The sequence below is a fragment of the Streptomyces sp. NPDC054794 genome (genome assembly GCF_053611585.1).
In genome coordinates, this window is record NZ_JBSHAQ010000022.1 from 17471 (window position 1) to 43476 (window position 26006).

Annotated in this window: 21 protein-coding genes and 1 pseudogene; 18 read left to right on the top strand and 4 right to left on the bottom strand. The window is 71.6% G+C overall.

Going from position 1 to position 26006, the window contains the following annotated elements; all coding sequences use genetic code 11:
* The first annotated feature begins 11 nt into the window (after positions 1 to 11).
* On the top strand, positions 12 to 443 hold the full coding sequence (locus ACWGKT_RS23275; RefSeq protein ID WP_453275197.1) for an N-acetyltransferase family protein: 432 nt from the start codon (positions 12 to 14) through the stop codon (positions 441 to 443).
* 4 nt (positions 444 to 447) lie between these two features.
* On the opposite strand, the gene ACWGKT_RS23280 is transcribed toward ACWGKT_RS23275, so the two are convergent.
* Positions 448 to 1254 carry a DUF6597 domain-containing transcriptional factor gene (locus ACWGKT_RS23280; protein WP_453275198.1) on the bottom strand — a complete coding sequence of 269 codons (807 nt, stop codon included), beginning with the start codon at positions 1252 to 1254 and terminating at the stop codon, positions 448 to 450.
* A 105-nt stretch (positions 1255 to 1359) separates the two neighbouring features.
* On the opposite strand from ACWGKT_RS23280, the gene ACWGKT_RS23285 reads away from it, so the two are divergent.
* From ACWGKT_RS23285 to ACWGKT_RS23345, 13 genes are all read left to right on the top strand, one after another.
* Complete coding sequence (locus ACWGKT_RS23285) at positions 1360 to 2499, top strand: LLM class flavin-dependent oxidoreductase (RefSeq protein ID WP_453275199.1); 1140 nt, start codon at positions 1360 to 1362, stop codon at positions 2497 to 2499.
* Positions 2496 to 3119, top strand: coding sequence for an FMN reductase (locus ACWGKT_RS23290; protein ID WP_453275200.1), 624 nt, complete (start codon positions 2496 to 2498; stop codon positions 3117 to 3119). The genes ACWGKT_RS23285 and ACWGKT_RS23290 overlap by 4 nt, the downstream gene beginning before the upstream one ends.
* A gap of 190 nt (positions 3120 to 3309) precedes the next feature.
* Complete coding sequence (locus ACWGKT_RS23295; RefSeq protein WP_356144170.1) at positions 3310 to 4041, top strand: response regulator transcription factor; 732 nt, start codon at positions 3310 to 3312, stop codon at positions 4039 to 4041.
* Positions 4042 to 5532 (top strand): HAMP domain-containing sensor histidine kinase, encoded by a 1491-nt coding sequence (locus tag ACWGKT_RS23300; RefSeq protein WP_453275201.1) that lies wholly within the window; start codon positions 4042 to 4044, stop codon positions 5530 to 5532.
* Between the two features lie 252 nt (positions 5533 to 5784).
* Positions 5785 to 6804 carry a phosphate ABC transporter permease subunit PstC gene (pstC, locus tag ACWGKT_RS23305; protein WP_235455497.1) on the top strand — a complete coding sequence of 340 codons (1020 nt, stop codon included), beginning with the start codon at positions 5785 to 5787 and terminating at the stop codon, positions 6802 to 6804.
* Positions 6805 to 6806: 2 nt separating this feature from the next.
* A complete protein-coding gene (gene pstA, locus ACWGKT_RS23310) occupies positions 6807 to 8210 on the top strand; it encodes a phosphate ABC transporter permease PstA (protein ID WP_453275202.1) in 1404 nt (467 codons plus the stop codon).
* Positions 8210 to 9916: a phosphate ABC transporter substrate-binding protein PstS gene (locus ACWGKT_RS23315; RefSeq protein ID WP_453275203.1), complete on the top strand. Its 1707-nt coding sequence runs from the start codon at positions 8210 to 8212 to the stop codon at positions 9914 to 9916. The genes pstA and ACWGKT_RS23315 overlap by 1 nt, the downstream gene beginning before the upstream one ends.
* Positions 9913 to 12546, top strand: coding sequence for a hypothetical protein (locus ACWGKT_RS23320; RefSeq protein ID WP_453275204.1), 2634 nt, complete (start codon positions 9913 to 9915; stop codon positions 12544 to 12546). Before ACWGKT_RS23315 ends, ACWGKT_RS23320 begins: the two co-directional genes overlap by 4 nt.
* A 125-nt stretch (positions 12547 to 12671) precedes the next feature.
* Positions 12672 to 14669 (top strand): Ig-like domain repeat protein, encoded by a 1998-nt coding sequence (locus ACWGKT_RS23325; protein WP_453275205.1) that lies wholly within the window; start codon positions 12672 to 12674, stop codon positions 14667 to 14669.
* 80 nt (positions 14670 to 14749) lie between these two features.
* Complete coding sequence (locus ACWGKT_RS23330) at positions 14750 to 15658, top strand: sortase (protein WP_453275206.1); 909 nt, start codon at positions 14750 to 14752, stop codon at positions 15656 to 15658.
* Positions 15659 to 15685: 27 nt separating this feature from the next.
* Positions 15686 to 16507, top strand: coding sequence for a phosphate ABC transporter ATP-binding protein PstB (pstB, locus tag ACWGKT_RS23335; protein ID WP_453275207.1), 822 nt, complete (start codon positions 15686 to 15688; stop codon positions 16505 to 16507).
* Between the two features lie 216 nt (positions 16508 to 16723).
* Positions 16724 to 17020, top strand: coding sequence for a hypothetical protein (locus ACWGKT_RS23340; RefSeq protein ID WP_453275208.1), 297 nt, complete (start codon positions 16724 to 16726; stop codon positions 17018 to 17020).
* A gap of 127 nt (positions 17021 to 17147) precedes the next feature.
* The gene (locus ACWGKT_RS23345; RefSeq protein ID WP_453275209.1) at positions 17148 to 18986 is read left to right on the top strand and encodes a phosphatidylglycerol lysyltransferase domain-containing protein; all 1839 of its coding nucleotides are present in this window, start codon (positions 17148 to 17150) and stop codon (positions 18984 to 18986) included.
* Here ACWGKT_RS23345 and ACWGKT_RS23350 read toward each other — a convergent pair.
* Positions 18955 to 20223 carry an ArgE/DapE family deacylase gene (locus ACWGKT_RS23350; RefSeq protein WP_453275210.1) on the bottom strand — a complete coding sequence of 423 codons (1269 nt, stop codon included), beginning with the start codon at positions 20221 to 20223 and terminating at the stop codon, positions 18955 to 18957. The genes ACWGKT_RS23345 and ACWGKT_RS23350 overlap by 32 nt on opposite strands.
* 137 nt (positions 20224 to 20360) lie before the next feature.
* Positions 20361 to 21254, bottom strand: a complete 894-nt coding sequence (locus tag ACWGKT_RS23355) for a phosphorothioated DNA-binding restriction endonuclease (protein ID WP_453275211.1) — start codon at positions 21252 to 21254, stop codon at positions 20361 to 20363.
* A gap of 256 nt (positions 21255 to 21510) precedes the next feature.
* On the opposite strand from ACWGKT_RS23355, the gene ACWGKT_RS23360 reads away from it, so the two are divergent.
* Complete coding sequence (locus ACWGKT_RS23360; RefSeq protein WP_453275284.1) at positions 21511 to 22050, top strand: YdcF family protein; 540 nt, start codon at positions 21511 to 21513, stop codon at positions 22048 to 22050.
* Between the two features lie 28 nt (positions 22051 to 22078).
* Positions 22079 to 22797, top strand: a pseudogene (locus ACWGKT_RS23365) (WbqC family protein).
* A gap of 96 nt (positions 22798 to 22893) precedes the next feature.
* Here ACWGKT_RS23365 and ACWGKT_RS23370 read toward each other — a convergent pair.
* A complete protein-coding gene (locus ACWGKT_RS23370; RefSeq protein ID WP_235455485.1) occupies positions 22894 to 23541 on the bottom strand; it encodes a hypothetical protein in 648 nt (215 codons plus the stop codon).
* A gap of 329 nt (positions 23542 to 23870) precedes the next feature.
* On the opposite strand from ACWGKT_RS23370, the gene hemL reads away from it, so the two are divergent.
* Together hemL and ACWGKT_RS23380 are read left to right on the top strand one after the other, a co-directional pair.
* On the top strand, positions 23871 to 25205 hold the full coding sequence (gene hemL, locus ACWGKT_RS23375) for a glutamate-1-semialdehyde 2,1-aminomutase (protein WP_235455484.1): 1335 nt from the start codon (positions 23871 to 23873) through the stop codon (positions 25203 to 25205).
* On the top strand, positions 25202 to 25885 hold the full coding sequence (locus tag ACWGKT_RS23380) for a histidine phosphatase family protein (protein WP_235455483.1): 684 nt from the start codon (positions 25202 to 25204) through the stop codon (positions 25883 to 25885). Before hemL ends, ACWGKT_RS23380 begins: the two co-directional genes overlap by 4 nt.
* The last annotated feature ends 121 nt before the right edge of the window (positions 25886 to 26006 follow it).

A 26006-nucleotide genomic window follows, 5' to 3' on the forward strand; every position in this document is an offset into this window, starting at 1 on the left:
GGGTGCGGCCCATGGAGATCGTTGACGTGAAGCCGGGCGATCCCCGGCTCGCCACCGAGCTGTTGCCCGTTCTGCGCGAGCTGCGCCCCCACCTGACCGAGGAGCTCTTCGGGCAGGTCTACGAGGAGGGGCACGCGCAGGGGCTGCGGTTCACCGCCGCCTACACCGACGAGGGGGTGTGCGCCGGGGTCGCCGGCTGGCGGGTGATCGTGAACACCAGCACGCTGCGTCAGCTGTACGTCGACGACCTGGTCACCTCGGCGGCCGTCCGCTCCGGCGGTGTGGGGCGCGCGCTCCTGGCCCACCTGGAGGGGCGCGCCCGCGCCCTCGGCTGCCACGAGCTGGCGCTGGACTCCGGTACGCACCGCACCGACGCGCACCGCTTCTATCTGCGCGAGCGGATGTCCATCGCGGCGTTCCACTTCAGGAAGCCGCTGGACTAGAGGTTCAGGAAGCCGCCGGGCCGGAGGCCTTCGTGGCGTAGGCGGTCGGGGGCACCCCCACCGTCGCGGTGAAGTCGCGGACGAGGTGTGCCTGGTCCGCGTAGCCGAGGTCGGCGGCGAGCGCCGCCCAGTCCACCGCGTGCTCGGTCTCGGCGCGCTCCAGGGCCTCGTGGATGCGGTAGCGCAGGATGACCCACTTCGGGCCGACGCCGACGTAGGCGGCGAACAGCCGCTGGAGCAGTCGTACGGACATGCCCTCGGCCGCGGCGAAGTCGGCGACGCGGCGGATCGTGCGGTCGGCGCGGATCCGGTCGACGAGGGCCATCGCGAGGTCGGCCTGCGGGTCGGGTCGGGGTTCCAGGGAGAGCAGGAAGGCGTCGAGGGCCGCGACGCGGGCGTCCTCGTCGTCCGGGGTGAGGACGGGCGCCGGGTCGGCGTCGGGGAGCCGGACCCGCCGGCCCGTCCACTCCGAGACCGGCCGGTCGGGGGCGAAGGGGCGGTAGCCGCCGGGCCGGAACTGGATCCCGCAGACCCGTCCCCTCCCCTCCAGTTTCTGGGTGAAGAGCCCGAGCCCGATGCCTGCGACCTCGGCGAAGGGCTCCTGGTCCGCGTACGTCTGGAAGACGACGTTCACCGAGGGGTGCGGGACGACGTGCGAGGCGTACGGCTGGGGGAGGTCCCAGTCGATCAGCCAGTAGTGCTCCAGATAGGGGCGCAGCGGCTCGGCGGGCTCGCGGCGGCGGAAGTCCACGTGCGCGAAGAGCTCCGCGGCGTCGACGATGCCTCGGGTGTCACGGCGTGGGGCGGCCATGGGGCGATCGTAGAGCGGGGCACTGACAGCGGTCGGAATACCGGGGAAGGGGGGACGGTTGGAGGGGTATAGTTGAACCGTCAACAACTTGGAGGATGAGCGACCATGCAGTTCGGGATCTTCAGCGTCGGTGACGTCACCCCGGACCCGACCACGGGCCGGACGCCGACCGAGCGCGAGCGCATCAAGGCCATGGTCGCCATCGCGCAGAAGGCGGAGGAGGTCGGCCTGGACGTCTTCGCGACCGGTGAGCACCACAACCCGCCGTTCGTGCCGTCGTCCCCGACCACGATGCTGGGCTACATAGCGGCGACGACCGAGAAGCTGGTCCTCTCCACGTCCACCACCCTCATCACCACCAACGACCCGGTGAAGATCGCGGAGGACTTCGCGATGCTCCAGCACCTGGCCGACGGCCGGGTGGACCTGATGATGGGCCGCGGCAACACCGGTCCGGTCTACCCCTGGTTCGGGCAGGACATCCGCCAGGGGATCAACCTCGCCATCGAGAACTACGCCCTGCTGCACCGCCTGTGGCGCGAGGACGTCGTGAACTGGGAAGGGAAGTTCCGCACCCCGCTGCAGGGCTTCACCTCCACCCCGCGGCCGATGGACGACGTACCGCCGTTCGTCTGGCACGGCTCCATCCGCTCCCCGGAGATCGCCGAGCAGGCCGCGTACTACGGCGACGGCTTCTTCCACAACAACATCTTCTGGCCGGCCGAGCACACGAAGCGGATGATCGAGCTCTACCGGACGCGGTACGCCCACTACGGCCACGGCACCCCGGAGCAGGCGATCGTCGGGCTCGGCGGCCAGGTGTTCATGCGGAAGAACTCGCAGGACGCGGTGCGCGAGTTCCGTCCGTACTTCGACAACGCGCCGGTCTACGGTCACGGTCCGTCCCTGGAGGACTTCACCGACCAGACCCCGCTGACCGTCGGCTCCCCGCAGCAGGTCATCGAGAAGACGCTGTCCTTCCGCGAGTACGCGGGTGACTACCAGCGTCAGCTGTTCCTGATGGACCACGCGGGCCTGCCGCTGAAGACCGTGCTGGAGCAGCTCGACCTGCTGGGCGAGGAGGTCGTGCCGGTGCTGCGCGAGGAGTTCGCCAAGGGCCGCCCGGCCGACGTGCCGGACGCGCCGACCCACGCGTCGCTGCTGGCCGCCAAGGAGACCGCCGGGGAAACCGGGGAGACCGCCGGGGAGACCGGAGAAACCGGGGAAGAGGAGACCGCCGCATGAAGCTCGTCGTCGTCTCGGCGGGGCTGAGCGTCCCGTCCTCCACCCGGCTGCTGGCCGACCGGCTGGCCGCCGCCGTCGACCGGAAGACCCCGGTGGACGGCGAGGTCGTCGAGGTCATCGAGCTGCGCGACCTCGCCGTGGAGATCGCGCACCACTTCACCAACGGATTCCCCGGGAAGGCGCTGGCGGCCGCGCTGGACGCGGTGACGCGGGCGGACGGGCTGATCGTCGTCACGCCGGTGTTCTCCGCCTCGTACAGCGGACTGTTCAAGTCCTTCTTCGACGTGCTCGACAAGGACGCGCTGGCGGGCAAGCCGGTGCTGATCGCCGCGACCGGCGGCACCGCCCGGCACTCCCTGGTGCTGGAACACGCGCTGCGTCCGCTCTTCGCCTACCTGCGGGCCGTGACCGTCCCGACCGGGGTCTACGCCGCCTCGGAGGACTGGGGCGCCGAGGGGCTGCCGGAGCGCGTCGACCGGGCGGCCGGTGAGCTGGCCGCGCTGATGACGGGTCTGTCGGCGGGCCGCGAGGAGAAGAAGCCGGCGCACCTGGAGGTCGCCGACTTCACGGTGGTGCCGTTCGCGGAACAGCTGGCCCGCGTCAGCTCGTCCGGTGGGTGATCGTCCGGTATGTGGGCCCGGGGCGTTGCACGCCCGGACGAGGGCCCGCCGACTTCACCGAGAAGACGGCGGGCCCTCGTCGCGCGTTGCCCCTGTGACGGTGAGAGACCGGTAAAAAGGGTGATCGTAGGCCTGCTCAGCCCGGTCGAACCGGCCGAGGCCTTGGCAGACTGGGAGCGTGCCCCAGACAGTGCTGCTCGCCGAAGACGACCGCGCCATCCGACACGCCCTGGAGCGGGCCCTGACCCTGGAGGGCTACCAGGTCACGGCGGTCGCCGACGGCGTCGAGGCGCTGGCGCAGGCCCATCGCACCCCGCCGGACGTGCTCCTCCTGGACGTGATGATGCCCGGGATCGACGGGCTCCAGGTGTGCCGGGTGCTGCGCGCCGAGGGCGACCGCACGCCGATCCTGATGCTCACCGCGCTCGTGGAGACCGCCGACAGGATCGCCGGGCTCGACGCCGGCGCCGACGACTACGTGGTCAAGCCGTTCGACGTGGAGGAGGTCTTCGCCCGGCTGCGCGCCCTGCTGCGCCGCACCAGCCCGGTCACCGCCGGCGTCGCCGGGACCAACGCGAACGGCACCGCGAGCGAACCGGCCAAGGACACCCAGCTCCCCGACCGCCAGGTCGGGGCCGCCGGGCTGCGCATGGACCTCCAGGCCCGCCGGGCCTGGCGCGGCAGGCGCGAGCTGGAGCTGACCCGCACCGAGTTCGAGCTGCTGGAGCTGCTGGTCCGCAACGCGGGCATCGTGCTCGACCACTCGACCATCTACGACCGGATCTGGGGCTACGACTTCGGCCCCGGCTCGAAGAACCTGGCCGTCTACGTCGGCTATCTGCGCCGCAAGCTGGACGAGCCCGACGCGCCGCAGCTGATCCACACCGTCCGGGGCGTGGGTTACGTGCTGCGGGAGGACTGAGTGGGCCGCCTGCGGCGGCTGTTGGCGCGGCGCCGGCCCAAACTGGTGTCGCTGCGCACGACCTTCGCCGTGTCCTTCGCGGCCGTCACCGCCGCCGTCACGATCCTCGTCGGCATCCTGTCCTACAGCGCCGCCGCCCGGCTGGTGCGAGTGGACCAGCAGTCGGTGTTCACGCAGGTCGTGCAGGACGTGCAGGACGAGGTGCGGCAGCACGAGATGGTGCCGGAGGACTTCAGCTCCTCCCGCCCGGGGCACGACCTGGTGCGGCCCGCCCGCACCGACGTCCAGGTGCTCGGCGCGCAGGGGCAGATCATCGACCACGGCAGCCCGGTGCTGCCCGTCTCCGGCCGTGACCGGGCCACGGCGAGCGCGCGGGAGGCCGGGACGACGGTCGAGTACCGGGACGTCCCGGTCGGCTCCGACCTGTTCCGCATCGCCACCGTCTCGCTCGGCGACGGACGGGGCGCGGTACAGGTCGCGCAGGAGTTCAGCGACACCGAGGACCTGCTGCGGGCGCTCCAGCAGCGCACGCTCGCCCTCATGGCGGCCGTCGTGGTCGGCGCCGGGCTCTTCGGCTGGTGGCTGGCCCGCCGCATCACCCGGCGCCTGGTCGTGCTCACCTCGGCCGCCGAGGACGTCGCCCGCACCCGGCAGCTGGGCATCGAGGTGCCGGTCGCGGGCCTGGACGAGGTGGGGCGCCTCGGCCGCGCCTTCGACCGCATGCTCGGCCGGCTCGCCCAGTCCGAGGAGGACCAGCGCCGCCTGGTCCAGGACGCGGGCCACGAGCTGCGCACCCCGCTGACCTCGCTGCGGACGAACATCTCCCTGCTGCGCCGGATCGACGAACTCCCGCCCGCCACCCGCGAGGAACTCGTCGCCGACCTCAGCCAGGAGGCGCGGGAGCTGACCGACCTGGTCAACGAGCTCGTGGACCTCGCCGCCGGGCAGTCCGACGCCGAGCCGCCGCAGCGGGTGGACCTCGCCGACCTCGCCGAGGACGTGGTGGGCCTCGCCCGGCGCCGTACCGGGCGGGAGATCGTGCTGCGGGCGAGCGGCGACACGAGCACGGACGGCCGCCCCGGGAGGCTGCAGCGGGCCATCTCCAACCTCGTGGAGAACGCGGCGAAGTTCGACGAGGGCGGCAAGGCGCCCATCGAGGTCGAGATCACCGGCCCGCTGCCGGGCGCCGCCGGGGCCTGGGGCGCCGTCGGCACCGGGGGAGCGGGTCAGGCCAGGGATGCCCGCGGCGGCACGGTCCGGGTCACGGTCCTGGACCGGGGGCCGGGGGTCTCCGACGGCGATCTCATCCGCATCTTCGACCGCTTCTACCGCGCCGCCGACGCCCGCTCCCTGCCCGGCTCGGGCCTCGGCCTGTCCATCGTGCGCGAGGTGGCCGTGGCTCACGGCGGCACACCCTTCGCCTTCCGGCGCGAGGGCGGCGGCTCGGTCATCGGCTTCACGGTCGGCGGAGGCATGCCCGGCGCCGTCTGAGGGGGCCGCCCGGCGCGGTCCGAGAGGCCCGCCCGGCGCCGTCCTGCAGGCCCCGTAGTGCGTCGGCGCGCTGTATGCCACAGCGCGCGCAGGCATGCACATCACTACCACCGAAATGGCATGGACCGTTCACGCCCCATCCATGTTCGACGCGTTGGCGCGAAAGCATTCGGCCATTGACTCTGTCCGCACGGCGACCGACCGGTCCTGTGCGGGGAGTGTCATTTCCGTAGGGGTGGGGGGACGCACAGAGTGTCCACGCTGTCGAGTGCTGCCGGGCCGGAGGCCGAAAGACCCGTGCCGCGGCGGGCCAACGCCGCGAGAGGGCTCGGTGACCGGATCTTCCGGTACCAGTTGACGGCCACCGGTGTCACGGTCCTCGCCATCATGGCGGCCGTCGGACTGTTCCTGCTGCTGAGGGCGGGTCAGGCGCTGCGCACCAGGGGCATCTGGGCCTTTTTGACGACCGCCGAGTGGCAGCCGGACGTCCACAACTTCGGCATCGCGGCCGTGCTCACCGGCACACTGCTGATCGCCGTCGTCGCGGTGACGATCTCCGTGCCGCTCGCCGTGGGAACCGCGCTGTTCATCTCCGACGTGGCCCCGCGCCCGTTGCGCCGCACCCTGGTGACGATGGTGGACCTGATGGCCGCCGTGCCGTCGGTGGTCTACGGCCTGTGGGGCCTGTTCTTCCTCCAGCAGCACGTGATCGGACTGTCGCGCTGGCTCTCCGACTGGTTCGGATGGATCCCGTTCCTGAAGGTGGACGGCGCGCAGCCCGGTGAGCCGCTGGCCTCCCAGAGCGTCTACACCGCCTCGACCTTCGTCGCCGGCATCGTCGTCGCGCTGATGGTCGCGCCGATCCAGTGCTCGGTGATGCGCGAGGTGTTCGCGCAGGCGCCGGCCGGCGAGCGCGAGGGCGCGTACGCACTCGGCGCCACCCGCTGGGGCATGATCCGGGCGGTCGTCCTGCCCTACGGCAAGGGCGGCATCATCGGCGGCACCATGCTGGGGCTCGGCCGGGCGCTCGGCGAGACGATCGCCGTCTACCTGATCATCTCGCCGGTGTTCGCCATCCAGCCGCACATCCTGCAGACCGGCTCGAACTCCGTGTCCTCGCTGATCGCCCTGCACTACGGCGACGCCTCCCCCTTCGGCATGTCGGCGCTGATGGCGGCGGGCCTGGCGCTCTTCCTGCTCACCCTGGCGGTCAACTTCACCGCCTCTTCCATCGTGGCCCGCTCCCGGTCCGGCGCGCAGAGCGAGGCATAGACATGACCGTCGTAGAAGAGCTCGTCCCCGAGACGGCCGTGCCCGTCGAAGCGCTCCCCGAGGTCCCCGACGTGCCCCGCCGGATCGGCGGTCTCACCCGCTCCGGCGTGCTGTCCCTGTTCGGCGCCGCGGCCTCGGGACTGTGCGTCGCCGTGCTGCTGTTCGGTGAACTCGCCCCGTTCTCCGGGCCCCTGGGCTTCACCCTCACCGCCTATGTGTCCTTCCTCGGCATCTACGCGGTGCTGACCGGCCTGGAGGAGAACGGGCAGGCGGTACGGGACCGGGTGATGACCATCGTGCTGTGGACGGCGGCCACGCTGCTGTTCATCGCGCTCACCCTCGTCGTCGGCTTCACCGCCTGGCGCGGGCGCGAGGCGCTGCCGCACGGCAACTTCTTCACCCAGGACATGCAGGCGTCGGGCCCGCTCGACCCGCTCACCCACGGCGGTATCGCGCACGCGATGCTCGGCACGCTCATCATGATCACCATCGCACTGGTGATCACCGTGCCGCTGGGGCTCGCCTGCGCCGTGTACCTGAACCAGATCCAGGGCCGCTTCTCCCGGTTCGTGCGCACGATCGTCGAGGCGATGACCGCGCTGCCGTCGATCGTCGCCGGTCTGATGGTGTACGCGGTCTGGATCCTCGGGCTCGGCATGCAGAAGTCGGGTCTGGCCGCGGGCTTCGCGATCAGCGTGATGATGCTGCCGATCGTCATCCGGGCCGCGGACGTGGTGCTGCGGCTGGTGCCGGGCACGCTGACCGAGGCCTCGGAGGCGCTGGGCGCGCCGCGCTGGCGGACCGTGTGGCACGTCGTGCTGCCCACGGCACGCTCGGGCCTGGCCACCGCCGTCATCCTCGGTACCGCCCGCGGTATCGGCGAGACCTCCCCGGTGCTCCTCACGGCCGGCTTCACCGCGGCGAAGAACCTCGACCCGTCGGCCGGGCCGATGGTGTCGCTGCCGCTCGCCGTCTTCAACTTCGTCAAGTCGCCCGAGCCGACGATGATCGCCCGTGGTTTCGGCGCGGCGGCCGTCCTGATGGCCCTGGTCCTGGTGCTGTTCACCATCGCCCGGATCATCGGCGGCCGTGGCCCCGGCCACCTCAACCGCCGCCAGGCCAAGCGCGCGGCCCGCGCCTCCCGCCGCGACGTGGAGCGCTTCGCCGAACTGCACACCCCGGGGCTGTCGTTGTTCGACGCCGGCCAGGGCAAGCAGGTCGACGCGCAGGACACCCGGCCGCTCCCCGTTGTCCCCTCCGGCGCGGAGCCGCAGGCCGCCGAGCCCGCGGTCCGGCTGACGAAGCCCCGGCCCGAGGCGGAGCCCGACGCCGAATCGCGAACCGCTACGCGCGAAGAACCCCCGTCCGAGTCCATCCCCGGCGAGAACTCCGGAGAGAACGCCTGATGCTCAGCCACCTCACCACTCGTTTCCGGCGCCTGCGCGCGCTGGGAACCCTCGGCGCGACGCTCGGCGTGCTCGCCGGGCTGCTGGTCGGGCCCATGGCCGCGCCGGCCGCGGCCGAGAGCTACACCCCGATCGCGGGTGCCGGATCCACCTGGGCGGAGAACGCCGTCGACGAGTGGCGCCGCGCCGTGAACCAGTACGGCATGCGCATCTCGTACGCCGGTACCGGTTCCTCCGACGGCCGCCGCCAGTTCCTCAGCGGAACCGTCGACTTCGCGGTGTCGGACATCCCGTTCCAGACGCACCCGACCGACGGTTCGGCGGCCGAGCGGCCGGCGCCCGGGTCGTACGCGTACATGCCGATCGTGGCCGGCGGCACCGTCTTCATGTACCACCTGACGGTCAACGGCAAGCGGGTCACCAACCTGCGGCTGTCCGGCGACGTCGTCACGAAGATCTTCACCGGTGTCATCAAGACCTGGGACGACCCGGTCATCAAGGCGGACAACCCCGGCCTGCAGCTGCCGCACCGCACCATCGTCCCGGTGGTCCGCTCCGACGGCTCGGGCTCCACGGCCCAGTTCACGATGTGGATGGCCAACCAGCACAAGTCGCTGTGGCAGGCCTACTGCCGCCGCGTCGGCCGCTCCGGTGCCTGCGGTCAGACCTCGTACTACCCGACCGTCTCCGGCATGATCGCCCAGTCCGGTGACCTCGGTGTCGCCGGTTACGTCGCCCAGAACTACGGCGAGGGCGCGATCGGTTACGTCAACTACTCCTACGCGCTCAACGCGCACTACCCGGTCGCCAAGATCCTGAACCACTCGGGCTACTACACCGAGCCGACCCCCAAGAACGTCGCGGTGTCGCTGCTCAAGGCGCAGATCAACACCGACAAGAGCTCGCCGGACTACCTGACCCAGCAGCTCAACGGCGTCTACAACGACACCGACCGGCGCAACTACCCGCTCTCCAGCTACTCCTACATGATCCTGCCGCTGAAGGTGCAGGGCACCTTCACCAAGGTCAAGGGCAAGACGCTGGGCGCGTTCTCGTACTACTTCATGTGCCAGGGCCAGCAGGCGGCACCGCAGCTCGGCTACTCGCCACTGCCGATCAACCTGGTCCGGGCGGGCTTCGACCAGATCCGCCGGATCCCGGGCGTGCAGGCGCAGAACATCAACATCAACGGCTGCAACAACCCGACCTTCACCACGAGCGGCCACAACCGGCTCGCCGAGACCGCTCCCTACCCGGCGGCCTGTGACAAGAAGGGCGCCCCGCCGTGCACCAGCGGCAGCGGCGGCGCCAAGGGCCCCGGCGGATCCGGCGGCGCGGGCGGCAGCTCGGGCGGCGGTGCCTCGGGCGGCGCGGCGGCCGGCGGCTCCTCCGGGGGCGGCGGTACGGGCGGCTCCGGCCCCGGCGGCAGCGGTAAGCCGTCCGTCGATCCGGACACCGGGCAGACCCTGGCCCCCGGCGGCGGTTCGGGCGGTGGCGCCGCGGGCGGCAACGGCACGGGCGCCGACGGCACCGTGGCCCTCGCCCAGCCCGTCGCCGTGGCCGCCGCGCACGGCTGGAGCAGCACACAGACGCTGATGCTGCTGGCCGCGTTCCTGGTCCTCGGCCTCCTGCTGCTGCCCTCGGTGGTCTCCCGCCTGGTGGGCTCGCGGTCCGAGAACCGCGCCACGGACGGGAGTTCACGATGAGCGGCAGACGGCCCGGCCGCGTGCGCCGCGCCCTGGTCCGCCTCCTGGCCGGCGCCACCGTCGGGGCCCTCGCGGGCCTCGCGGTCGCCCAGGCGGCCCCCACCGCCACCGCCGCAGGCAACGCCGGTTCCTCGGTGACCGTCTCGGGGCGGGGCGAGTTCAAGGACATGAAGTTCACGGTCGACCAGACCAGCCATCTCACCAGCCAGGCCGTCACGGTCAGCTGGAAGGGCGGAACTCCGACCACCTTCGCCGGCACGATGTTCAACACCGACTTCGTGCAGATCATGCAGTGCTGGGGCGACGACGACGGCACCGTCCCGTCCAACCCCGGTCCGCCGCGCACCCAGTGCCAGTACGGCGCCTCCCCGACCACCGACCGGGGCAGCTGGCCCGGCAACGGGCTGGACGACACCCGCCAGATCTTCTACAGCGCCGACCCCACCAACTACGGCCAGGACAACCGGTACGGGGCGGCCAACCCCAACGCGCCCGGCGAGGTGCCCTTCAAGTCGGTCACCGGCGAGACGGTCCTCACCAACACCCAGAACAACCGCTTCTTCAACCACAACACCACCAACGAGGTGGACTTCGCCCGCACCGGTGCCGCCGGCACCGGCGAGGAGTACTTCGAGGTGCAGACCGCCAACGAGGCCCCGCACCTGGGCTGTGGCGCTCCCGTGACGACGAACGGTGTCACCAAGCCGCGCCCCTGCTGGCTGGTCATCGTCCCGCAGGGCCACCTCGACCTCGACGGCAAGCCGTACCAGGACCACAGCCAGGTCAACGCGGGCTCCCCGGTCTCCTCGACCAACTGGCAGAACCGCGTCGCGATCCCGCTGCACTTCAACCAGGTGGGCAACAACTGCCCGCTGGGCAGCGATGAGCGCCCCACCACCGGCAGCGAGCTGGCCGCCGACGCCATGACCAGCTGGCAGATGGCCCTGTGCCCGTCCGGCAAGGTGTACGGCTACACGGAACTCGGCGAGCCCGACACCCGCAGCCGGCTCGGCAACGACGGCGGCTTCGGCCTCGGCTTCACCACCCGCGCCCTGGGCGCCGACGAGGGCACCACGGCGCCGTCCGGTACGACGACGTACGCGCCCGTGGCCCTGTCCGGCACGGTCATCGGCTTCACGATCGAGCGCAGACCCAAGGCCGGAGCACCCGACGACATCAGGAAGCTCGCGGGCACCAAGGTCGCGTCGATCAAGCTGACGCCCCGGCTCGTCGCCAAGCTGCTCACCGAGTCGTACCGCAACTCCACCTGGGGATCGGTGCTCGGTGACAAGGCGGCCCGCGGCTACAGCTGGGCGAAGAACAACCCGGCCGGCCTGGCGAGCGACCCCGAGTTCATCTCCCTCAACCCGGAGTTCGCGCACCTCTCGGTCGCCGAGACCCCGGCCACCGACACCGACCTGCTGACCTCGCTCGGGCACAGTGACTCCGCCCGTGCGGTGTGGCAGTGGATCCGGTCGGACAAGGAGGCCCGGCAGTTCCTCTCCGGCGTCTCCGACGACTGGGGCATGCGGGTCAACCCGTACTACAGCACCAACTCGGAACTGAACCCCGCCGGTCTCCCCTTCGCCCCCGAGCACGTCGACGAGTACCCGAAGAGCGACCCCTGGTGCACGGTCCCGCCCGGGACCGACGCGCCCAAGACCGCCAAGCAGTGCATGACCGACTTCCACCCGTACGTGGACGACATGCACTCCGGCGCCCTGCACGCCCGGCGCGCCGACACCCTGTGGAAGTCGACCTGGGACCCGCTGTCCAACCCGCCCGCCTACCGCAGCCCCGGCCCGCAGACGGTCGGCTCCCGGTTCGTCATCACCGTCACCGACGCGGCCTCCGCCGCCCGGTACGGCCTGCAGACGGCCCAGCTGCGCAACGCGGCCGGCAAGTTCGCCGCCCCCACCGCCGGCGCGCTGGCCGACGCGGCCAAGAGCGCCTCCGGCAAGGACGTCGCCGAGATCGACCCGGCGAACGCCAAGGCGAAGGGCGCCTACCCGCTGGCCCAGCTGGTGTACGCGGCCGCGCGGCCGGGCTCGCTGAAGGCGGACGCCCGCGCGGACTACGCGGCGCTGCTGCGCTACGCGGCGGGTGCCGGTCAGGTCAGCGGCGCCGACCCGGGCCGCCTGCCGGTCGGCTATGCCCCGCTCTCCCGTGAGCTGCGCACTCGCGCGGTGCACGCCGCCGACGCCCTCCTGCACTACAAGGGTCCGACCTCCACCGACGGCGGAGGCTCCGACGGCGGCACCGGAAGCGGCGGGAGCACCGGAGGCGGCGACACCTCCGGCGGCACCGGCTCCGGCGGCGCGCCGGGCGGCACCTCCGGCGGCACGGGAACCGGCGGCGCGAGCACCTCGCCGAGCCCCCAGGCCTCGTTCGACGGCGGCAAGGCCGTACAGACCACCGCCTCCGGTGACACCCCCGCCGACCCGGCCACCCCGCTGCGCTACGCCGTCCCGGTCGGGGCCGCGCTCGGCGCCGTGGCCGGAGTGGGCGCGCCGTTCGCGGGCGGCAGCAGGCTGCGGCTTCCGCTGCGGATGCCGCTCCCGGGCGGCCGCACGATCACCGTGATCCCGGAGTTGACGCTGCCCGAGCGGCTGCGACGACTCCTCCCCTGAGCCGGAGCACCCCCGGGTGCTCCTTCCAGACGGCCGCCCGCCCCGAAAGGCAGTCGGGGCGGACGGCCCGTACCACCCTGCCAGATCCCTTCTCCCGCACCCACGCACTATTCAGGAGACTCTCGATGCGCAGAACGCGCTCTACGGCGGCGCTCGTCGCTGCCGCCGTGGTGGCCGGCGGCCTGGCTCTGGCGAGCCCCGCGTACGCCGACCCCACCCCCGCCGGATCCTTCCGCCAGCTGGTCGGCGTGGGCTCCGACACCACCCAGGACGTGCTCAACGCCCTCGCGGGCGACACGGTCAACGGCACGAGCTACTCCGCCACCGCCGTGAAGTCGGCGACCGGCGCGGGTATCGCCTCGTACGACGCGATCGAGCCCGGCACCGGCTCCACCACGTCCAACATCACCACCCGCTCCGGCGGCCCGGCCTTCCTGCGCCCGAACGGCTCCGGCAAGGGCCGTCTCGCCCTCAGCGAGTCCCTGACCGGCGACAAGTACCCGGACTCCTCCGGCGTCTCCATCAAGGGCCAGGTCGACTTCGCCCGCTCCTCCAGCGGCCCGTCCACCTCCGGCACCGCGCTCACCTACATCCCGATGGCCCGTGACGCGGTCGGCGTCGCGGTCAAGGGTTCCGCCCTGGACACGCTGACCGTGGACCAGCTGCACGACATCTACTCCGGCACGCTCACCACGGTGAACGGCCAGACCGTGCACCCGAGGATCCCGCAGAACGGCTCGGGCACCCGTAAGTTCTTCCTCTCCGCGATCGGCCTGACCGACGCGACGCTCTCCCCGAGCATCCCGACCGTCCAGGAGAACCAGGGCAACGCTGCCCTCACCGAGGACGGCGCGCTGGTGCCCTTCTCGGTCGGTTCCTGGATCGCCCAGAACAACGGCGTCTCCCCGGACTTCACCAAGACCTCGGCGGCCGCGGGCGGTCACCTGGCCGCGGTGCAGCTGCCCGGCGACTCCGGCGCCACCACCCCGGTGGCGACGGTCAACGGCAAGCTCGCCCCGGTCAACGCCTACTACGAGAACGCCACGTTCGGCCGTGACGTCTACAACGTCGTGCCGTCCCGGGCGATCGACCCGACGAGCGTCTTCTTCGACAAGGACCTCTACGACGTCTTCGTGACCACCGGCAGCCACGAGGCCGCCATGGCCTCGGACGCCGCCGAGGGTGTCATCGCCTCCTTCGGCTTCGTGAACGAGTCCTACAACGGCTCGATCAGCGTGGCCAAGCACGCCAAGCTGGGCGGCCTGGAGGAGTCGGGCATCGACACCTCGATGCCCGCCGCGCCGACCGGCCTGAAGGCCACCCCCGGCGACGCGAGCCTGAAGCTGGCCTGGACCGCCCCGGCGCCCACCGGTCTGCCGCTCACCGACTACCGGGTCATCCTGACCGGCTCGGACGGCGCCGTCGTCGCCGTCAAGGACGTTCCGGCGGGCACCACCTCGCACACCTTCACGGGTCTGGCCACCGGCAGCTACACCGCCACGGTCGCCGGCGCCAACCTCAACGGCACCGGTGCGGCCGCGACCTGGTCCGGCTCGGTCAAGTTCGCCAGCACCACCACGGCGACGGCCGCGTCCACCGCGTACGGCAAGGTCCCGAAGGTCGTCGTCACGGTCAAGGGCTCGCACAGCGTCGTCCCGACCGGCAAGGTCACGGTGAAGGAGGGCGCCACCGTCCTCGGCACCGGCACCCTGGACGCGTCCGGCAAGGTCACCATCGGCCTGTCGAACCACCTCAAGGTCGCCACGCACGCGCTGTCCGTCTCCTACGCGGGCAACAGCAAGCTCAACGCGTCCTCGGCCACGGTCTCCCTGAAGATCACCAAGGCGTCGGCGTCCATCAGCACCACGGCGCCCGCCACGGTCAGCCACACCGCCCGGGCCAAGGTCACCGCCAAGGTCACCGCGACCGGCACGACCCCGACCGGCACCGTGCGCATCTACGAGGGCACCAAGGTCATCGCGACCGGCACGCTGAGCGGCGGCAAGGTGACCATCACCCTGCCGAAGCTGAGCCGTGGCAAGCACACGCTGCACGCCTTCTACGCGGGCTCCTCGACGGTGAGCGCCAAGACCGGCGCGAACTTCGTCATCAAGTCCACCTGACCCGCTCGGCTGCCGGGGAGATCAGCCCCATCTCCCCGGCAGCCGGCACCACTTACGACCACCGAAGGAGGCGGGCCGCCGTGACCGTCGCCGTACCGACCAAGCTCGCTCCGGCCGCGCCGCGCACGTTCGTCCGCAGCGTCACCGCGGTCCGCCACCTCGCCCGCGGCGGGCTGCTCAGCCTCGCCGCCCTGCTGCTGGGCATCTCCGCCCAGCTGCTGCTGATCAGTGGGATCCAGGAGCACAGCGCGCAGCACGCCGCGTTCGACGAACTGCGCGAACAGCTCGCCCTGGGCACGGCCCCGGTGTCCCAGACCGACCAGCAGGGCAAGCTGCTGGCGCCGGGCACCCCGGTGGCCCTCATCGACGTACCGACACTGAACCTGAACCAGGTCGTTCTCGAAGGCACCGACTCCACCGTCATGACCGACGGTCCCGGTCACCGCCGGGACACCCCGATGCCGGGACAGGCCGGCACCAGCGTGCTGATGGGCCGGGCGGGCGCGTACGGCGCCCCGTTCGCCCACCTGGCCGACCTCGCCGAGGGCGACACGTTCAGCGTGACGACCGGCCAGGGCAAGGCCAAGTACCAGGTCACCGACGTACGGCGGGCCGGCGACCCGGCGCCCGTCGCGCTGGCCTCGGGCAAGGGCCGCCTCGTGCTGATCACCGCGACCGGCGCGCGCTTCATGCCGGCCGGTGTGCTGCGCGTCGACGCCGAGCTGATCTCCGCGCCCTTCCAGACCCCCTCGGCGGTCATCCGCTCCGGCACCCTGCCGGAGTCCGAGGAGCCGCTGGCCCACCCCTCCGGGGTGCCGTGGCCGCTGGTGATGTGGCTGCAGGCGCTGCTGCTCGCCGCCGTGGCCGCCGTCTGGGCGTGGCACCGCTGGGGCCGCCACCAGACGTGGATCGTCTTCGCCCCGGTCGTCGCGGTGCTCGGCCTGCAGGTCGCCACGCGCACCACCGAGCTGCTGCCCAACCTGCTGTGACCGCCCCCGACCCGAGGTAGCCCCATCATGACCGACACCGCCGTACTTCCCCTGATCGCGACGCCGGCCTCCGCGCCCGCCACCCTGGACGCCCGCGAGGTCTCCGCCTGGTTCGGCAGCCACCAGGTGCTCAGCCGTGTCTCGCTGACGATGCCCGCGGGCCGGGTGACCGCCCTGATCGGCCCCTCCGGCTGCGGCAAGTCGACCTTCCTGCGCACCCTGAACCGGATGCACGAGCTGATCCCGAGCGCGGCCTTCGGCGGCGAGGTGCTCTTCGAGGGCGAGGACATCTACGCCCCCGAGTGGCGCCTGACCGACGCCCGCCGCCGGATCGGCATGGTCTTCCAGAAGCCCAACCCGTTCCCGGCCATGTCGATCTACGACAACGTGGTGGCGGGTCTGAAGCTGACCGGGACGAAGGTGAGCCGCCGGGAGAAGGACGAGCTCGTCGAGGAGTCGCTGACCCGCGCGGGTCTGTGGAAGGAGGTCCGCGACCGGCTGCGCCAGCCCGGTGGCGCGCTCTCCGGCGGCCAACAGCAGCGTCTGTGCATCGCCCGCGCGCTGGCCGTCCGCCCGCGCGTGCTGCTCATGGACGAGCCCTGCTCCGCGCTCGACCCCACCTCCACCCGCCGGGTCGAGGAGACGATCCACGAGCTCGCCGGCCAGGTGACCATCGTGATCGTCACGCACAACATGCAGCAGGCGGCGCGCGTCTCCGACCAGTGCGCCTTCTTCCTCGCCGAGCAGGGCACCCCGGGCGGCATCGTCGAGCACGGTCCCACGGAGCAGGTCTTCAACAGCCCCGTGGACACCCGGACCGCGGACTACGTGGCCGGCCGCTTCGGCTGAGGCCGGTCGGTCCGCGGGTCACCCCGCCCCCTGTCGGGGTGATGACCGCCACAGTCGCGGCGACACCCCCGGCAGGCACGGAGATGCCCGCCATATCGGCGTTCCTGCGGACCGGCACGGCGTCAACCGTACGGTCACTGGACCCTACGTACTGTAGGTTTCCCAACTGTCCACGGCCATGCGTCGGACAGCCGACGCCTGTTGAACGGGGGAGCCATGCCGGGCACGGGCACGCAGGAACCGCCGCGACCAGCGCGGAAGGCGGCGTTCGGGGCGACCGACGGCCTCGGGCCGACGATCGCGCTGCTCGTCGTGAGCCTGGTCGTCGCCGCCGTGGGGGTGTACGAACTGTGCGGCTTCGGTCTGCACAGCCTCGACCGGCGGCCGCACCTCTTCAGTGACGGGCTGGCCACCGGCGGTGTGATCGTGGCCGTGGTGGCGGCGGGCGCGGCGGTGGGCAACCTGGCCTGGCACCTGGCGGCGGCCCGTCGTCGTACGGACCCTGTCGAGTGAGTCCTGTCGGTCACCTGGCCCCATTACCCTACAAACTGTAGGGTCGGTGACGAAGGCGTGCGACGGGCCGTACGGTCCGCCGATCGTCCCGTCCCCCAAATTCCCGTCCCCAAGGTGACCAGTCACCATGTCCGTACAGCAGTCGACCCTGATCTCCCCACAGATCCCCGCTCAACGCAACCCCCAGCGCCACATCCGGCGCATCCTCCCGCCCGCCGACGCCCGGCTCAGAGCACGGGCCGCCGCGGCCACCGTCTGGTACCTGCGGCTGCTCGCGGTGCTCAACATCGCCGCCGTCGTCTCGCTGCCGTTCCGCGAGGAGGTCCACGAGCACAACGCGGGCGAGTTCTTCACGCCGTACCTGGCCACCGCCGGCCTGGTCTCGGCGGCGCTCGCGCTGTTCCTCGCCGTGGTGATGCGCCGGCGCAAACGGGCCGCCTGGGTCTTCAACCTCCTGATGGCCGGCCCGCTCTTCGGCCTCTACGCCCTGGCACTCACCCACGCCGCCTACCGCGAGCACCTCTTCAACTGGCTCTCCGCCCTGCTCACCGGCCTGTTCGTGGCCGCGCTGCTGCTGGGCCGGCGCGAGTTCGACGCCATCGGCGACCGCTCCAACCCGCGCCTCGCCCTCGCCGTCGGCGTGGGCGGCATCCTGATCAGCGGCACGCTCGGCACCCTGCTGGTCGACGCGACCAACAAGCTGTCGGGTGCGTCCCTCGCCGACAAGATCGCCTACACCCTGCTGCGCGGCATCAGCGTCGGCCCGCTCGCGGACCGCATCGACGCCGTGGACGCGCCCCGCTGGGTCGACGTGATCATCAACATCCTGATCGCGGCGACCTTCCTGCTCGTCCTGTACGCCTGCTTCCGCGCCCCGCGCGGCCAGGCGCTGCTCGCCGAGGACGACGAGCACCGGCTGCGCGCCCTCCTCGACCGGCACGGCGCCCGCGACTCGCTCGGCTACTTCGCCCTGCGCCGCGACAAGGCCGTCATCTTCTCGCCCAGCGGCAAGGCCGCCATCGCCTACCGCGTGGTCGGCGGCGTCAGCCTCGCCTCCGGCGACCCGATCGGCGACCCCGAGGCCTGGCCCGGCGCCATCGACGCATGGCTGGCTCAGGCCCGCCGGCACGCGTGGACGCCGGCCGTGATGGGCGCGAGCGAGGAGGCCGGCACGATCTACGCCCGGCACGGCCTGGATGCCCTCGAACTGGGCGACGAGGCGATCGTCGACCTGTCCGACTTCACCCTGGAGGGACGCGCGATGCGGGTCGTCCGGCAGGCGCACAACCGCGTCCGCCGCGCCGGCTACACCGTGCGCATGCGCCGCCACGAGGACATCCCCGACGACGAGATGGCCGTCCTCGTCGAACGGGCCGACCACTGGCGCGACGGCACGACCGAGCGGGGCTTCTCCATGGCCCTGGGCCGCCTCGGCGACCCCTGCGACGGCCGCTGCGTGATGCTGGAGTGCCGGGACGCGGAGGGCGAGCCGCGGGCCCTGCTCAGCTTCGTCCCCTGGGGCGAGCACGGCCTCTCCCTCGACCTGATGCGCCGTGACCGCGACTGCGAGAACGGCCTGATGGAGTTCATGGTCGTGGAACTGCTGCTGCGCGCCGAGGAGTTGGACGTACGGCGGGTGTCGCTGAACTTCGCCATGTTCCGCTCGGTCTTCGAGCGGGGCTCGCGGCTCGGCGCCGGTCCCGTGCTGCGGCTGTGGCGCTCGACCCTCACCTTCTTCTCCCGCTGGTGGCAGATCGAGTCCCTCTACCGCGCCAACGCCAAGTACCGGCCGGTGTGGGAGCCGCGGTTCCTGCTCTTCGCGAAGAGCAGCGACATCCCGCGCATCGGGCTGGCGAGCGCGCGGGCCGAGGGCTTCCTCACCCCGCCCGCGCTCCCGTCCTTCGCCCGGCGCAAGCGGACCGGCTGCCCGGAACTCACCTCGTCCCCACAGTCCGCAGCACCGTGAGCACCAACGCCCGTGCCACGGCCACCACTTCGGCCACGGACACCCGTTCCTCCGCGCTGTGCGCCACCCGCACGTCGCCCGGGCCGAACTGCAGCGTCGGTATCCCGGCCCCGGCGTACAGCCGCAGGTCGCTCCCGTAGGGCGCCCCGCGCTCCCGGGGCCGGGCGGCCCAGCCGTTCGTGTCGGCGAAGGCGTCGCGGACCACGTCCCGCAGCGGGTGCCCCTCGGGCAGGCGCCCGCTGGCGAACTGGCCGCCCGGCCAACTCACGGTCGCCGGGTGGTCGCGCAGCCAGGGGTCGGCGGCGCAGGCCTCGGCCACCGCGCGCTCCAGCTCGGCGCGGGCGGCGTCCGGCTCCTCGCCGAGCCGGACGCCGAGCCGGCCCTCGGCCACCAGCAGGTCGGGGACGCTGCTCGCCCAGTCGCCCGCGCGGACCGTGCCGACGGACAGGGCATAGGGGATGGCGTACTCGGCCATCAGCGGTGACGGGTCGCGATTGCGCTCCGTCTCCAGGCGGGCCAGGGCGCGGTGCAGCGGCACGTACGCGTCGATCGCGCTCACCCCGGCGTCCCGGGAGCTTGCGTGGGCGGCCTTGCCGGGCACGGCGAGACGGAAGGTCAGCGCGCCCGCGTTCGCGGTGATCAGGGTGCCGGCGGTGGGCTCGGTGATGACACAGACGTCGCCCCGGTGGCCGCGGCGCAGCGTGCCGAAGGCGCCGACACCGCCGTCCTCCTCACCGACGACGAAGTGCACGCCGACCCGGCCGCGCAGCCGGATCCCCGCCGCCCGGATCGCCGCCACCGCGGCGAGGTGCGCCACCAGCCCGGCCTTCATGTCACAGGCGCCACGCCCGTGCACGACGTCACCGGTCACCCTCGGCACGAACGGGTCCCCGTCCCAGGCCGCGAGGTCGCCCGGCGGTACGACGTCCACGTGCCCCTGCAGGATCAGCGTCGGCCCGTCACCACCGTCCGGCATGTGCCCGACCAGCCCCCAGGCCTCCTCGCGCGCCACCTCCATACCGGGAAAGCCGGGGTCCGCGCACAGCGCGTCCAGATCCATGGACCACAGATCGACCTCCAGCCCGAGCCGCTCCAGCCGCCCTGCCAGCCCCTGCTGAAGCTCGGACTCGGCGGCACTCCCGGTCACACTCGGCACCGCGATCAACTCGACCAGCGTCCGCGCCACGTCCCCCTCGTCGATCCAGGCGAGCGCGGCGGCCTCCTCGTCCGTCAGCACGTGGACTCCTTTCGTCGGCCCGGACCACGACCACCTGGATCCAGTTCACTCCGATCATCGCTCTCCACCTGCGGCCCGAACAGATGCCCGCACGTTCGGGCCGTCGGTTCGCCGCGCTCTTTTTCCGCCGGCTCGGATCACCCTTGTGCGGCAGCGCGTGGAGCGCCGTGGAAGACCTGACCGGTGTGCCAGGCCCGGTGGGAGGACGCGACAGGGCGGACGCCCGGCTGCGGGCCCACGATCGGGCGCCCGGCCAGGGCTATGACGTGGTCATGGGCGGCAGGGCTGTGGCCGACGAAGCGCTGGGAGACCAGGATGCGATGGCCGTCGCCGAGGCCGAGGACGCCCTTGTCGAAGAGCTTGTGGTGCAGCGAGCACAGGCACAGGCCGTTGTCGACGTCGTCGGGGCCGTCGAACGCCCACCACCGCACATGGGCGGCCTCCAGACCGACCGGCACCGCGCCGATCCGTCCGTCGTAGCCGCAGAAGGCGCACCGGTATTCGTAGGCGGTGAGCACCAGTTCACGCATCCGCCGGTCTCGCCGACGGCGTGCGTCGGAGAGCCGGCCGGTCTCGACCGGCTCCAACTCCAGGCCGACGGCCTCGCACAGGTCGCCGTGCAGGGAGGGCGGGAAGTGCAGGTCGAGCAGGACCCGGGCGATACGGCCGAGCAGCGTCGGTTCGTTCCGCAGCGCAGCTCGCAGATCGGGGGAGAGACGGCCGGCGGCACCCGTGTTCCGTAGATCCCGCACCCCGCTGCCCGGGCTGCCCGGCCCGCGGTCCGTTCGCACCTCCCAGACTCCGTCGCTGACGAGGTGGTGGAACGGGTAGGCGGGGGTGGTCTTGTTGGGCGGGCCGTACTCGGCCAGCAGACGCGCCAGCTCCTCCTCCACCGCGCTGTAGCGCAGCTCGCCATCGGCATCCTCCTGGAACCGGCCGAGGGCGTACAGGAACAGCAGAGGCTTGTGCGGCGCCCGCGCCCCGCCCCTACTCCACTGTCTGAGCTTCGCGGTGCGCTCCAGCCAGTCCATGTCCGGTGATCGTAGTGATGTTCCGACTTCCGTATGTCTTCGGAGAACGCCATCTACCTCACCATGGCCATGTCTCTCGTGCGCCACCTCGCAAGATCAGCCCGCTGACGGTATCCAGCGCTCTTCGGTCTGCTCGCAGGAATCTTCGTCGGCGTCGGTGTCGTGGGCGCGGCGTCCGTCGGTGCCACAGCGCCAACAGAGCCGGACGACCGACACGCAGTTCCACGACGCGAAGTTGATCTGGAACTACCACCAGATGGGACGCACCCCGCGCCCCTGCTCGGCGGCCATCGAACTGGGCAGCCACGACCTCGGCGTCGCCACCACGGCCGCCTGCCTCCACCGCGCCGGACTCTTCCCACTCGTGGTCTTCAGCGGCGGCAACAGCCCCACCACCCGCGCTCGCTTCCCGCGCGGCGAGGCCGTCCACTACCGCGAGCACGCCCTGAGCCTGGGCGTGCCGGACGAGGCCATCCTGGTCGAGCCGAAGGCGGCCAACACCGGTCAGAACATCGCCTTCTCCCGCGAAATGCTGGCCGAGGCCGGGGCGGAAGTACAGTCGCTGTTACTGATCTCCAAGCCGTACATGGAGCGCCGCTCGTACGCGACCTGCCGCAAGCTGTGGCCCGAGGCAGAGGTTGTGTGCGCCTCCGAGCCGCTTGAGTTGGACGACTACATCAAGTCCATCGGCGACGAGAAGCTCGTCGTCGACATGCTCGTCGGCGACCTGCAGCGGGTGATCGAGTACGAGCGCCTCCTGGGCGCCGGCTTCGACAGCCGCCTCATCGGCACCTGAGCCGCTGCGCGTCGGTCCGCGGGGCGGAGTGTGTGCGATCCATCAACCGAACCTGTTTCCACGGCTGTCCACACTGGCGAAGCTTTTCGCCGCCGACCGGTGGATCGTTCTGGACAACGTGCAGTTCGCTCGGCGCGACTACCAGCACCGAGCCCGCCTCGCCGCGCTGGACGACCCCGCGCGTCAGCAGGGGCTCACGCGCCCGACGCACCTTCCCCACGGGCGCCCGACGCTGATCAACCAGGCACGGTTGGTTGATCGTCGTCGCTCCCGCCGGACGCTCCAGTTGTTCGTGAGCCAGTACTACGGGCGCAGCCCCACCGGGATGTCGTGTCTGAAGCCGTCGAGGCGGTCTTGGACACGCTCGACAGCACAGACCGCGTGGGCGATCTCGCGAAAGCGTCGACCATTGCGCTGCTCGCCACGGCTGGCTGGTCAGGGGAGGTGTGGGACAGCAGTGAGATCCCGACCCGGCACGGCCGATCCGAGCGCCCGGCCGACCTGGCGGCAGCCACCGGCAGTACCGACTATCTGTGCGGCACCGGTGGTCTGCGTTACCTCGACGCTGGTCCCTTCGATGCCCACGGCATTCCCGTGACGCCGTTCCGCACCCCCGTGGAAGGCGCGCTCTGGGAGTGGGCCAGGCGATCAAGCAGCCTTTGGGCCCTGAGCAAGGCCGGGGCTGCGGAGCTGGCGAACCAACTGGCCGCCCAACGAGAAGTCCACCGTCCTGGAGCCCACGCGTGACCGCGCCGACCGTTCGGGCGTCGGCGTGACGGCCCTACCGGGTACATGACGAAGACTGGGTCCGAGAATCCTGCCTGAATCCAGTGAAACCCCAGGTCAGGGCCACACAAGGCAATACGGCTGATGCCCGGCCTCATGAAGCCGGTGCGAGAAGTCCTGCCACTCGTGCAGCAGCTGGTAGACGTTGAACGCGTCCCGGGGACCGCCCCGGTCCGGGACCGTCGACCAGATGAAGGCCGCCGCGCCCACCGCCTCCTCGCCTATGCCCCGCAGGGGGTCCACGACGGTCATGGGGAGTTTCACGACCGCGTAGTCGGGGTGCAGGACGACCAGTTCCAGGGGCGGGACCTTGTGCAGGGGCACGCCTTCGATGCCGGTCAGCACCATCGCGGCCATCGTCTCCGGCTTGATCTTGGTGAACATGCCGTTCATGCCGAGCTCGTCGCCGCCGAGTTCCTCGGGGCGCATCGAAATCGGGACGCGGGCCGCGGTCGCACCGTCGGGCGCGCCGAAGTATTTGTACGTCACCCCCACCCGACCACCATTCCTGCTCTCGGCCTTCAGCCGGTCGATCCGACGATCGGCCCGACGATCGATACGTCGGTCGTCCCGGTCCGACTCACTCGGCACGCCAGTCTGCCGTGCTTCGTTCGCTTCCTCCGCGTCGCGCCGGTGCCTTCCCCGCCGGGCACGACGAGGACCCAGGTCATCAGTCCCCTCGCCCAGTCCGCCACCGCGATGCATATCTCCACCCGACTGCTTTTCTAGGACGCGCGGCCCCCGCCGCGCAACCCGATCATCGTGTCAGTGACCTCCCCCACGGCCGCCCGCCGAAACGTGCGTGGAAACACCAGTCCGCAGGATCTTCGCAGCCCCCGACCACGATGTGCCGGACGAGCTGCGTGTACCGGCACCCAGTCTCGCAGATGGCACGGCAACGACCACGTGATTGTCGGAGTGGTCACGGTCGCGGCCTACCCTGAGGAGGTCACCCCGGCGACCAGCCTCGGAGAAAGTCCGAACAGGTCCCGGAATGTCGGCTTACGCCGGAGAGGTCGGAGAAGTCGCAGGTCATGAGTGAATCGCCCGTCGCAGGAGCGCCCTATCCCTACGAAGCGCCTGCCTCGCAGGCCCTGTTCGACCGCGCGGCCGTCGTCACGCCCGGCGGCGTGAACTCCCCGGTGCGCGCCTTCCGTGCCGTCGGGGGTACGCCCCGTTTCATGGTGTCCGGCACCGGCCCCTACCTGACCGACGCGGACGGGCGGGAGTACGTCGATCTCGTCTGCTCGTGGGGTCCCATGATCCTGGGGCACGCGCACCCCGACGTCATCGCCGCCGTCCAGGAGGCCGTCGCACGCGGTACGTCCTTCGGTACGCCCGGTGAGGGCGAGGTCGCCCTGGCCGAGGAGATCGTCGCGCGGGTCGAGCCCGTCGAGCAGGTGCGGCTCGTGTCCAGCGGGACCGAGGCCACCATGTCGGCGATCCGGCTGGCCCGCGGGTTCACCCAGCGGTCCAAGGTGATCAAGTTCGCCGGGTGTTACCACGGTCACGTGGACTCCCTGCTCGCCGCGGCCGGCAGCGGGGTCGCGACCTTCGCGCTGCCCGACACGCCCGGCGTCACCGGCGCCCAGGCCGGCGACACGATCGTGCTGCCGTACAACGACCTCGAAGCCGTGCACGAGGCCTTCCACCGGCACCCCGGCGAGATCGCCTGTGTCATCACCGAGGCCTCGCCCGGCAACATGGGCGTCGTGCCGCCGCTGCCCGGCTTCAACCAGGGGCTCAAGGACGCCTGCCAGCGCAACGGCGCCCTGTTCATCTCCGACGAGGTGATGACCGGCTTCCGGACCAGCAGGAGCGGCTGGTACGGCATCGACGGCGTCAAGCCGGACCTGATGACCTTCGGCAAGGTCATGGGCGGCGGCTTCCCCGCCGCCGCCTTCGGCGGCCGGGCCGACGTCATGGCCCACCTCGCGCCCGCCGGGCCCGTCTACCAGGCCGGCACCCTCTCCGGGAACCCGGTCGCCACCGCCGCCGGCCTCGCCCAGCTGCGCCTGCTCGACGACGCGGCCTACGACAAGGTCGACGCCGTCTCGGCCCAGATCCAGTCGCTGGTCACCGAGGCGCTCACCAAGGAGGGCGTCGCGCACACGCTGCAGAGCGCCTCCAACATGTTCTCGGTCTTCTTCACCGGCCGGGAGGTCCGCAACTACGAGGACGCCAAGGCGCAGGAGTCCTTCCGCTTCACCGCCTTCTTCCACTCCCTCCTGGCGAACGGCGTCTACCTGCCGCCGTCGTCCTTCGAGTCCTGGTTCGTGTCCACCGCGCACGACGAGCGGGCCATCCAGAAGATCGCCGACGCCCTTCCGGCGGCGGCCCGAGCGGCCGCGGAGGCCACGGCAGCATGAGCAGCAGCAAGGACATCACCGTCGTACACCTCATGCGGCACGGCGAGGTCGCCAACCCGGACGGGGTGCTGTACGGGCGGCTGCCCGGCTACCACCTGTCCGAGCTCGGCCGGCAGATGGCCGACCGGGTCGCCGAGCACCTCGCCCCGCGGGACGTGACGTACGCCGTCGCCTCCCCGCTGGAGCGGGCGCAGGAGACCGCGACCCCGATCGCCAAGGCGCACGGGCTGGACCTCGACACCGACGAGCGGCTCATCGAGGCCGAGAACGTCTTCCAGGGCAAGACCTTCGGGGTCGGGGACGGCGCGCTGCGCAAGCCCGCCAACTGGAAGCACCTCGTCAACCCGTTGCGGCCGTCCTGGGGCGAGCCGTACGTCGACCAGGTCGTCCGGATGATGGGCGCGCTGGACGCGGCCAAGGACCGGGCGCGCGGCCACGAGGCGGTGCTGGTCAGCCACCAGCTGCCGATCTGGATCGTGCGCTCGTACGTCGAGAAGCGGCGGCTGTGGCACGACCCGCGCAAGCGGCAGTGCACGCTCGCCTCGCTGACGACCTTCACCTACCAGGGCGACAGGATCGTGTCGGTCGGCTACTCCGAGCCGGCCCGCGACCTCGTCCCCGCCCATCTCCTCGCCGGTGCCAAGCCGGTGAAGGGGCAGGGCAAGGCCTTCGGCGCCTGACGCATCGGCAACTCGCCCGCAACTCATCCGCAAAGGTGTCATTGGACACCTTTGCGGGGGTTCATCAAGAAAGTATTACAAATAGCGGAACCTCCCGGTTCGTCGCGCCCTCTGAGTGGGT